Origin of the sequence: Zhongshania sp., assembly GCF_041584495.1 — a bacterium.
GTDB lineage: Bacteria > Pseudomonadota > Gammaproteobacteria > Pseudomonadales > Spongiibacteraceae > Spongiibacter.
The window spans coordinates 1-10,404 of sequence record NZ_JBFHDY010000121.1 but is presented as its reverse complement, the minus strand read 5'-3'; the positions used below and the strand labels follow the sequence as shown (position 1 = coordinate 10,404).

The window sequence follows — 10,404 nt, the reverse complement described above, 5'->3', positions numbered from 1 at the left end:
CTGCTCGACCTGCTGACCACCCGCCGCCAGGACGTGGTGACCAACTACCTGATGAAGCTGAAAGGCCGGCAGAAGGTCGAGATCGTCAGCATGGACATGTGGAACCCCTACCGGGCAGCGGTCAAGGCTGTGCTGCCCCAGGCCCGTATCGTGGTCGATAAGTTCCATGTGGTGCGCATGGCCAACGATGCCCTAGAGAGAGTGCGCAAGGGCCTCAGAAAGGAGCTGAAACCGTCCCAGAGCCGGACTCTCAAGGGAGACCGGAAAATCCTGCTGAAACGCGCTCACGAAGTCTCAGACCGGGAGCGCCTCATCATGGAGACCTGGACAGGCGCGTTCCCGCAACTGCTGGCCGCCTATGAGCACAAGGAGCGCTTCTACGGCATCTGGGACGCCACCACACGGCTCCAGGCAGAAGCCGCCCTGGACGAGTGGATAGCCACCATCCCGAAGGGCCAAAAGGAAGTCTGGAGCGATCTGGTCAGGGCAGTGGGAAACTGGCGCGAAGAGACCATGACCTACTTCGAGACGGACATGCCCGTCACCAACGCTTACACGGAGTCCATCAACCGACTGGCCAAGGACAAGAACCGTGAAGGGCGTGGTTACTCCTTCGAGGTGATGCGGGCACGAATGCTCTACACCACGAAGCACAAGAAGAAGGCACCGACTGCGAAGGTCTCTCCTTTCTACAAGAAAACCATCGGTTACGGACTGCCGGACTTCGCAGAGGAACTCAACTACGGAGTCGATCTATCAACCATCTGAGGGTGGTATCAGATTGATGGGGTGAAGGTGCCCATCAACCATTAAATCCGTATACCCATAAAAGAAAGAGGCTCAGTCCTCTTTCTTCTCATACTCCTCCAAATCTTCAATGTGCCACAGCTTGTTTCGTGTATTTCGGTTGATACGAGGTTGCGGCAAGCTGCCATCTTTTATTCTTCGCCAGAGCGTCGTATAGCTAATGTGGTAACGAGCCATCACTTCGTAAGATGTTAGAAAAGGGGTTACCTGGTGCGCTACTGCTGTCATCTGCATTCTCCTGAAAGTCAATGTAAAGCTATCATCGCCTGATTCATCAATTGTTGATGGTCAGAAAGATGCATGATTTGTTCAGAAGATCAGCCTTATCAAAACACAAATGTTGCTATTAGGTACTTTTCAGCTCAAACCTATGAATAACAAGGGCTACAAGGCGGTTTGTGTCATGAATTGCAATCAACATGCCTAACGAGAAAAATTTGTACACACTGTTTGTACACTCGCAACGATGACACATCAAAAACCACAATAACGAACCCTTTAAATTCATAAGCTTACAAACATAAAACTAGAGATGATCGCATATATTCCGCTTTTGTAATGTCGAAACCAAAGTACCAAAAGCAAGAGGTACTTTCTTCATCAAACCCAGTAACCACAAGGCCTACAGCCAGATTTGTGTCATAGAATTTTCGTCAAAGGCCTCTAAAACGGAATTTGTACTCAAGTTTGTACACACTTTCCGAGGTTACGCTTGAACATCATTGAAAAGTAAAGAAACGAGAAAAAGACAAAAAGCCTTTAAATTCAGTACGTAGAGATGTGATTGTGGTATGCAATGAAAGGTGGTTTTAAGCGTTGAAAGGCTGGGCGGCATCAGGGTGAGAGATGATGGCAAAGGTGCGGCGCTTGGCTACTTCCTGCTGAAAGCTAATATCTGACATTAAATTGGGTCTTCTGACTAAACAGGTTCGGGACGATGCGCAGAATACAACCTCACTGCGCATAATAAGAGGCGTGAGTTTAAAGGACTTGAGCAGGGCTTGCACTATTCCCCGCATCAATCACCGGCAAAATGCCCTGCCAACATATACCGCACATCGCCACCAAAACCCCGCCAGCTCTGGTATTCCGTCGCACTGGGGGTTTCTATCTATAGCGTAAATCTTGCTTTTCCCGTAAGCTGCACGCCCGCTGTCATCAGGACACCGGCCATCACGCCGCGACGCGCGACATTATGAGACGATAGATTTTATGAGCTTTACCTCCCTGGGCTTATCCGCCCCGATACTTTCTGCGGTAACCGACAAAGGTTACGACACTCCATCACCAATCCAAGCCCAAGCCATCCCAGCGGTACTGGACGGACGAGACGTTATGGCCGCAGCCCAAACCGGCACCGGCAAGACCGCAGGCTTTACCCTGCCAATACTGGAATTACTGTCTCGCGGCGAGCGCGCCAATGCCAACCAAGCCCGCGCCCTAATACTGACACCAACCCGCGAACTTGCCGCCCAAATTGGCGAAAACGTCACCATGTATAGCATGAACCTACCACTGCGTTCCACCGTGGTATTTGGCGGCGTAAAAATCAATCCGCAAATGATCAAGCTGCGCCGTGGCGTTGACATTCTGGTTGCCACCCCAGGCCGCTTATTAGATTTATACAATCAAAATGCGGTGAAATTTAATCAGTTAGAAATTCTGGTACTCGACGAAGCCGACCGCATGCTCGACATGGGCTTTATTCACGATATTCGCAAAATACTCGCGGTATTGCCAAAGCGCCGCCAGAATCTGATGTTTTCTGCGACCTTCTCCGGCGACATCCGCCAGCTGGCCAAGGGCCTGGTCAATAATCCAGTAGAAATCTCCGTGAGCCCCGAAGTCACTACGGCAAAATCCGTCACCCAGTGCATATACCCCGTCGATAAGAACCAAAAGCCCGCGCTCTTAACACACCTCATCAACAGTAATAACTGGCAGCAAGTGCTAATTTTCTCCAAAACCAAGCACGGCGCCAACCGTCTAGCCACTCAGCTAGAGAACGCTGGCATTAAAGCTGCCGCCATCCACGGCAATAAAAGCCAAGGGGCACGTACTCGTGCACTCGCCGAATTTAAAAATGGCGACGTCAGAGCGCTAGTGGCAACCGATATCGCCGCGCGGGGCTTAGACATTGATCAGTTGCCTCAAGTCGTTAACTTCGACCTGCCCAATGTGCCCGAAGACTATGTTCACCGCATTGGCCGTACCGGCCGTGCCGGTGCGACGGGCCACGCGGTATCACTGGTTTGCGCAGACGAATTTAAACTGTTGGCGGACATCGAGCGACTGATAAAGGAGATTTTGCCCCGCGAGATTCCCGAGGGCTTTACTCCGGTCAATCCATTGCCAGAATCTCGCTTGGGAGCGCCCAGCAATAGACGCCCCCACCGCCCTCGAGTTGAACACCGCGACGGGCAACGCCCAGGTGCACGCCGTGATCGCCCAAGTGGCGGCAATCGTGGCCGCAGCTCAGCACCAAAAGTCTCGTAAAACGACCCAAAGCCCGCTGCGCGCAGTGGGCTTTATCAAGAGAATTCAGATTTAAGCACAACAATCTCGCAATATGAGCCGCTCGCGCTCAATTACACCGCTGTGGGTACGATAAAACGATTCAAGCGCTACCGTTTCTGCAATGGTATATTCGCGTCGCTAAGCTTCACCATCGGTAACAAAACTCCCCTATAATAGCGCACTAAATTATCCACTCGCCCACAAGGTTTTAGCCCGATGTTAGAAAAAGTTTTTGAACGCATACTCTACTCTGCCCGCTGGTTATTGGCCCCAATTTACCTCGGCCTGAGCGTTGCACTGCTGGCACTAGCCGTCAAATTCTTTCAAGAAATTGTCCACGTCTTACCCCATATCTTTGAAACCTCAGAGATGGACTTAGTGCTACTAGTCCTCTCGCTGATCGACATCTCCCTCGTCGGCGGCCTACTTGTTATGGTGATGTTCTCAGGCTACGAGAATTTCGTCTCGCAAATCGACCTCGATGACAACGACGACAAACTAAGCTGGCTCGGTAAACTCGACACCGGCAGCCTAAAGAACAAAGTCGCCGCCTCCATCGTTGCTATATCGTCAATTCACTTACTTAAAATTTTTATGAATGCCGACAAAATCGACAATGATAAGCTGCTCTGGTATGTGGCCATTCACCTGACCTTTGTACTCTCGGCCTTTGCAATGGGAATGCTGGATAAATTAACGCGGCAGGGCAAGTAAGAGTAAAGACTCGCGCTTAAACGAGCTGCCCGCTTAGATCGGCGGGCAGCTCGCCGATTAACCACGACGCTATGCTTGCAAGCAAATCACCACTGCCGCGCTATAGGATCGCCACACGGCTGGCACAACATAAGAACGCATTTCACTGGGTAAATGTATGTTACTAGGGGCGCCAGAGACAACCACCGGCACCGAGATCATAAAATCCTTACCTAATTCACGGCGCGCATTGCCCGAAATGGTATTGGCAACTTCACCGACAAGGTCAATCATATTGGCCTCTGAGGTATCCGGTTCCCCCAGACTCATCATTAAATGTTTAAGCATAATTTTGGGTGCAGTAAAGTACACACAGCCTTTGTTATTTCCGGAAATACCTATAATGCCCGTATAATCCATGGAAATAGGTTCTGCATTAGAAGCCAAATACGGTGTTCCCACTCGCATATCATTGTCGGCGGTATGCGCAAAATAACGCACAACCCCATCTATAAATATTTGGAGCTTATCTTCAGTCATTTAGATGTTCCGTTAGTTCGTCTAAGGCGGCGCGTAACTCGTGTTCACTAAAAGGCTTTAACAAAAAACCACTGGCTCCTTTCTCTAGCGCTTCGATACCTGTCGCTTGATCCGACAAGGCCGACACCACCAAAATTAGCACCTCAGGGTCGAGTGCGGCCAAGCGTTCAATACACTCAATACCGTCTATATTCGGCATGGTTAAATCCATGGTAACAACCTGCGGACGATGCACATTAAAGAGTTCAATCGCTTCAGCACCATCGCTCGCAGCTGCGACAATATCGAATTTATCGGTGTCGTGGGCGCGACAAATTTTTGAACGAATAATATTAGAATCGTCAACCACCATTAATTTCATTATCAATATACTCCTTTAGGCCGCCGCGCTATTTTGCAAAACTGCCGCAGGAATAGAGATAGCAAAACGAACACCACGCCCTACGCGCGAGTTAATAGCAATTTTTCCGCCCATATCTCGCACTATTTGACGCAAAGCAAACAAGCCCATGCCTCGGCCTGCATCTTCGTCGGCAATGTCCCGAGTAGAAAAATCAGGATGAAAAATTAATTCTGCAAGCCGACGCTCATCACCCCCTAACTCGTCTTCAGCGCTAATAATGCCGCGCTGAAGCGCAGCACGCAGAATGGCTACTCGATTAAGACCACTGCCGTCGTCCTCACACACAAGCTGCAAGTCACCGCTATTGCGCTTGGCAATACGAAGGTTGATCTCGCCTTGGGGACGTTTGCCAGCGAGAATACGCGCGGCACTGGTCTCAATGCCATGGCTGACCGCATTGCGCACCATTTGCACAGCCAAAGTGTTTAACTGCGCATGTACTTCTTCACCAAGTACCACATCATTAAACCCAGTACAAACCACCTCAACTTCTTTACCTTGGCGCTCAGACATTTTGGTCGCCAACATGTGCAAATGATTAACGGCAAAATAATCACTGCCCTTCACGGCGACAAGCTTCCTCACACCACTAGAACTCGTTTTAAAACTGGCGACTTTATTCAGCAAATCTTGAATCCTTTCTGTTTCAGCAATGAGCTTATTCAAAATAACCGCAAGACCAAGAAAATCATTACCGCTCAAGCTACTGCGATTTTTCAGGGCAATAATCTGCTCTTCAAATTCATGGGCCTGACTGCTAAACCGACTGAGATTTAAGGCCGAGGCCTCACCTTTGTAATTGTGTACCAAAGCAAAAATTTGATTGGCCTTATCCAGATATTGAGGCGCTGATCTAGCCTGATGCCTAAGAATATCGTTAATTTTGGCAAAGCTCTTAACGCTGTTTTTTAGGAACATGTCCAGCAAATCGCTGTCGGCCTGCAGCACTGTTGACAATAGCGCTAACTGTTCCTGCCCCTGCGCCCGCGCCACGTCAAGTTCCCCGGCGAGCAATACCTGTTTTGACACATCCACAATGGTGACCAATATGTGAATGATCTTACCCTCACTCATTACCCGTGAAAAAGAAAAACTCAAATACTTATTTATGTAAGTACCGTCGGACTGAGGAATATAGACCTCAACTTGACGCAGCGGATTAAGGTCACCAATGAGCTTTTGTTTCTTACGGGAATCGAATAGTAATCCAATGTAGCTGGCGGCAGTGGCCCGGTCTTTTTCCGAGACAACGCCATCGAGTAAATCACTAAAACCCTTTCCAGCAAGATCGTTTCGGCCAAACATGCCCGCCAAAGCCTCGGAACACTGCTCACCAATAACCTGATCTTTATCAAGCAAAAACAGCCCCTCGCTTACCGTATCTAGTATTTCTTGGGTTTCTTTACGCGCCACCTCAATATGCCGGTCGCTATCGCGAAGCTGACGCAAAAAATGAAACATAATAATAAAAAAATTGATGATGGCTAAGCTAATACCCGCCGTTTGAATCCACCGTAGGCGACTAGCCTTCGAACTTGCCACATTCTCTAGCTCGCCAGTGAGCTGGTTCATCAGTTTTAACAAGGCTAAATTATGTTCGCGACCATAGGCCACTGCGCTGGCGAGCTGTGTTGAAAAAATTTGCGGCTCTGTAGCAAAATCGATTTTTTGCAGTGTATTAAGCTGCTTATAAAACGGCGTCCATATTTGTTTTGCTTCCTGCAATGCAGCAATACTGCCCACCGACCCAGCGGGCTTTAATAGCACGTCACCGCCCTCAGCACCCGGCGCCAAACCACCTTCATCAAAGGCAATTAGCGTGGTGTGAAACATATCCACGGTAGAATTTAGCTCGGTCAGCGTCGGTGTCAATATCGCAGCGAGTTCGGAAACAAAGCCGGACTCGACGACTTTCGTATCAGCTAGCGCCGAACGCATATCCAAAAGCGATTTCATCATGCGCTGGGACAACATCCGCTGCCGCCCAGCAATATTGACGCCGACCGCGTCTTCCGAAATCTCATAGGAAATATAAAAATTTAGTGACATTACCGATGCATCAAGTAGCAAAAATAATGCAATGGAAACAATTATCCCTCGGTACTTTCCATAATCCAGTTTCATCCAACCACCTTAGAATATATTTACTAGAACAAGTACTACTGTGATCACGTCATAGCAAATAGCGCGCCCACTCTACAGCTCGCGCTTTCATAAAAACCCCAAACCGGCCTGCAAGGCTTTTGGCATAAGGGATTTATAGGGGGGAAAATATTTCTAAACTGTCATCGCGGGACTATAATAAAATTGAAATCGCACCAAATAGACACACCGGCAACGGTGAAGCGCGGACTTGGCCATGCTCCTATTTGGCGCAAAAATATCACGGTCGCACACGTTTAATAAAGCATTATGCGGTGCTGAATTTTATCTCGCGCAGCGCTTTTGCGCCTGCCGAACACGCTGAGGCTTACGCAGCCGCCACATGGCTAGTCCCGAGATCATCAACACCACCGGACTAAAGCCCAGTACCGCCCAAACCACCCGACTCCAATAGCCCGCAAAATCGCCAAAGTGCAGGCGACGAAAGCTATTTTTAATTTTTTCGCCGGAACCAGACTCCGCAATGTTGCGCAAACCAACAAATTCGCCCGTTTTAGCATGGTAGCGAATGGCGTTGGCGAACTCGCTATAAAGGGGATTTTGTCCAGCAGCACTGCCTAAAATGCCAATTTCGTAGCCGGGCTTGCTCGGCAGAGAGATAAAGCTCGGCGTAAAACCTGCCAACCGCTGCTGACTTTCTGTTACCAGCGCATCCATAGAAAGCGCTGGATTATATAAGCGCACACCCGCAGCGTAGGGCGCCACTGTCAACACCGGCTTAGCCAAGCTATAACTTAGCTGGCTAATATTCCAAAATGCCCCAGTAAAACCCAATACCAATAACACCGGCGCAGAGATAATTCCAAGCAATTTGTGACTATCCCCAAGGTAAATTATTGGCCGTGCCCGGTAGCGAAAGGTAAACAAAACTTTCCAAAACTTGCGATGCAACACCACACCAATAAGAGCTTGCAGGCACAGTAATACGGCCACTACCGCGCACAGCAACAAGCCCGCATCCCCAGCCAAAAAGGTGTAGTGAAACTCCCGCACAAGATCAGTGAAATAATATTTTGGCGGCGTAGGTGGCGACAGAGCTTTGCCACTGTACTGATCAACAAACAGCGATGACCACGTGCTGCTGCCGTGGGCCATAACATAGACAAGATCAGCCCGACTGGAATCAGCAAACAACTGCCAGCCGGTGACCTCGTAATTTGGGTAAGTTTGATTAAAGGAATACAGCAGCACACCAAAGGGCATACGCGCCTGCCCATGATGAGCAACCCGAACAAGATCAGACATTAGCAGCGTATCTATTTCATGTTTAAACACCAGCACACTGCCGCTTAAACTAATCAGCAATAGCGGCACGCACACCATGAAAGCGAGTAGCCGGTGAATTTTAAAGAAGGCTTTATTCATTGAGCGGGGTTTGTATTGTCGGATTACTTCGGGCGGCAAGTATTTTGCTCCGCCGCCCAACCTCCGCCAAGCAGCTAGCCGCGAATGCGACGCACTCTAAAGTTACGCCCCTTAAGCTGGCCTTCACTTAATTTACGCAGGGCGTCAGCCGCCACATCATTACGCACAGCAACATAAGCAGTATTGTCAAAAACGTGGATTTTGCCGACATCGGTGCCGGCAATGCCGTCGGCACCGGTTAGTGCACCAACAATATCACCGGGACGAATTTTCTGTTTCTTGCCGCCGTCAATCTGCAGGCACGCCATGGGCGGCTTGAATGTCGGCTTGTCTAAATAGTTAACCTCGGGCAGCGCCTCGGGCACCACTTTATTGCCACGCATTTCTTCAATACGGGCAATCTTGGCGCTTTCACGCTCAGTATACAGACTGCAGGCAATACCTTTGCCGCCAGCACGACCGGTGCGGCCAATGCGGTGAATATGCACTTCAGCGTCGCGGGCAATGTGGTAGTTAATCACCGCGTCGAGGGCGTCGATATCTAAGCCTCGCGCCGCAACATCCGTGGCAACCAACACCGACACGCTTTTATTCGCAAAGCGCACCAAGGTCTGATCTCGCATTTTTTGATCTAGCTCGCCGTGCAGTGCCTGCACGCTAAAACCGGCTTCGCGAAGATCGTCACACACCTGCTGGGTTTCGTGGCGGGTATTACAAAATATAACGGTGGAATCTGGGCGGTAGCGCAGCAGCAGTAATTTTACTGCGACAATACGCTGGGTGTTGTCGGCCACTTTATAGAAATGCTGGGCAATACTTTCGTTGTCGTGGGTAGATTCCACTTTAACCAGCAGCGGCCGCTGCATAATGCGGGTGGCAACATCCTGAATTTCGTCGGGGTAGGTCGCGCTAAACAGCAGCGTCTGCCGCTCTTTGGGGATATAGCCAATGATGGTGTCGAGGGCGTCTTGAAAACCCATCTCCAACATACGGTCGGCTTCGTCCAACACCAAGGTATTTACATTATCTAATTTGAGCGTGCCTTTACGCACATGCTCTTCTATACGACCGGGGGTCCCAACCACAATATGGGCGCCATGCTCTAGGGAGCCAACCTGCGGACCAAAAGGCATGCCGCCACACAGCGTTAGAACCTTAATATTATGGATAGTACGCGCTAACTTACGCAGTTCTTTAGCGACCTGGTCGGCTAATTCACGCGTCGGGCACAGAACCAAAGACTGCACATAAAACTTTTTTACATCTAATTTTTGTAACTGAGTAAGACCGAAAACAGCGGTTTTTCCCGAACCGGTTTTGCCCTGCGCAATAACATCTTTGCCGTGTAGTGTATGCGGCAATGCCTTGGCCTGAATGGGGGTCATCTCGGTATAACCGAGCGAGCTCAGGTTTTGCAATAACGAGGGGTTGAGCGGAAGGGTAGAAAAATCTAGCTGACTCACGATCTGTATCCTGTAATACCGCCTGAAAAATGCGCGGCGATGGCGCGGTAGAAGCAGATGTTAAATAGTGTTGCTGAAATGAAAAAAGGGCAAGACCCGTAGGTCCTGCCCCTTTAGCATTCAATCCACAAGGGTTTGAAGCTGGCCGCTGCCCATGGGCGCGGCCACATAGCAAATTACAGTGCTACGATGTTCTCTGCCTGAGGACCTTTCTGACCCTGAGTAACAGTGAACTGTACGCGCTGGCCTTCAACCAAAGTTTTGAAGCCTGAACCAGAGATAGCGCTGAAGTGAGCGAAAACGTCTGGGCCAGATTCTTGCTCGATGAAGCCAAAGCCTTTAGATTCGTTGAACCATTTTACTGTGCCAGTAGTAGTAGACATAATTTTATTCCTGAAATATTCAAAGGTAATTTTGATCTGAAATCAGATCGATTAGGCTGGAAGTGATTCT

General features: G+C 49.5%; 9 protein-coding genes and 1 pseudogene. 3 read left to right on the top strand and 7 right to left on the bottom strand.

All coding sequences use genetic code 11. From position 1 onward, the window contains the following. A pseudogene (locus ABYP33_RS15530) lies at positions 1–768 on the top strand (ISL3-like element ISPst2 family transposase); the annotation flags it as partial. A gap of 72 nt (positions 769–840) precedes the next feature. Here the strand turns inward: ABYP33_RS15530 and ABYP33_RS15525 are convergent. Further along, entirely contained in the window at positions 841–1,035 is a 195-nt protein-coding gene (locus ABYP33_RS15525) for an AlpA family transcriptional regulator (protein WP_000127614.1), read from the bottom strand. Positions 1,036–2,019: 984 nt separating this feature from the next. Between ABYP33_RS15525 and ABYP33_RS15520 the strand changes: the two genes are divergently transcribed. Both ABYP33_RS15520 and ABYP33_RS15515 read left to right on the top strand, forming a co-directional pair. After that, positions 2,020–3,303 carry a DEAD/DEAH box helicase gene (locus ABYP33_RS15520; protein WP_373092068.1) on the top strand — a complete coding sequence of 428 codons (1,284 nt, stop codon included), beginning with the start codon at positions 2,020–2,022 and terminating at the stop codon, positions 3,301–3,303. A 237-nt stretch (positions 3,304–3,540) separates the two neighbouring features. Continuing rightward, positions 3,541–4,038, top strand: coding sequence for a TIGR00645 family protein (locus ABYP33_RS15515; protein WP_373092067.1), 498 nt, complete (start codon positions 3,541–3,543; stop codon positions 4,036–4,038). Positions 4,039–4,107: 69 nt separating this feature from the next. Here the strand turns inward: ABYP33_RS15515 and ABYP33_RS15510 are convergent, their stop codons facing one another. From ABYP33_RS15510 to ABYP33_RS15485, 6 genes are all read right to left on the bottom strand, one after another. Next, positions 4,108–4,557, bottom strand: coding sequence for a chemotaxis protein CheX (locus tag ABYP33_RS15510; RefSeq protein WP_373092066.1), 450 nt, complete (start codon positions 4,555–4,557; stop codon positions 4,108–4,110). Next, the gene (locus ABYP33_RS15505) at positions 4,550–4,918 is read right to left on the bottom strand and encodes a response regulator (RefSeq protein ID WP_373092065.1); all 369 of its coding nucleotides are present in this window, start codon (positions 4,916–4,918) and stop codon (positions 4,550–4,552) included. The genes ABYP33_RS15510 and ABYP33_RS15505 overlap by 8 nt, the downstream gene beginning before the upstream one ends. Positions 4,919–4,933: 15 nt before the next feature. Continuing rightward, positions 4,934–7,084 (bottom strand): ATP-binding protein, encoded by a 2,151-nt coding sequence (locus tag ABYP33_RS15500; RefSeq protein WP_373092064.1) that lies wholly within the window; start codon positions 7,082–7,084, stop codon positions 4,934–4,936. 303 nt (positions 7,085–7,387) lie between these two features. Continuing rightward, positions 7,388–8,527, bottom strand: a complete 1,140-nt coding sequence (locus ABYP33_RS15495) for a PepSY-associated TM helix domain-containing protein (protein WP_373092063.1) — start codon at positions 8,525–8,527, stop codon at positions 7,388–7,390. A gap of 35 nt (positions 8,528–8,562) precedes the next feature. Then, on the bottom strand, positions 8,563–9,954 hold the full coding sequence (gene dbpA, locus ABYP33_RS15490) for an ATP-dependent RNA helicase DbpA (protein WP_373092069.1): 1,392 nt from the start codon (positions 9,952–9,954) through the stop codon (positions 8,563–8,565). A 173-nt stretch (positions 9,955–10,127) separates the two neighbouring features. Next, entirely contained in the window at positions 10,128–10,334 is a 207-nt protein-coding gene (locus tag ABYP33_RS15485) for a cold-shock protein (protein WP_008251819.1), read from the bottom strand. Between the last annotated feature and the right edge of the window lie 70 nt (positions 10,335–10,404).

Coding starts and splice junctions, on each gene's coding strand:
- ABYP33_RS15525 (WP_000127614.1), bottom strand. CDS start 1,035: ATGACAGCAGTAGCGCACCAGGTAACCCCTTTTCTAACATCTTACGAA.
- ABYP33_RS15505 (WP_373092065.1), bottom strand. CDS start 4,918: ATGAAATTAATGGTGGTTGACGATTCTAATATTATTCGTTCAAAAATT.
- ABYP33_RS15520 (WP_373092068.1), top strand. CDS start 2,020: ATGAGCTTTACCTCCCTGGGCTTATCCGCCCCGATACTTTCTGCGGTA.
- ABYP33_RS15500 (WP_373092064.1), bottom strand. CDS start 7,084: ATGAAACTGGATTATGGAAAGTACCGAGGGATAATTGTTTCCATTGCA.
- ABYP33_RS15510 (WP_373092066.1), bottom strand. CDS start 4,557: ATGACTGAAGATAAGCTCCAAATATTTATAGATGGGGTTGTGCGTTAT.
- ABYP33_RS15485 (WP_008251819.1), bottom strand. CDS start 10,334: ATGTCTACTACTACTGGCACAGTAAAATGGTTCAACGAATCTAAAGGC.
- ABYP33_RS15515 (WP_373092067.1), top strand. CDS start 3,541: ATGTTAGAAAAAGTTTTTGAACGCATACTCTACTCTGCCCGCTGGTTA.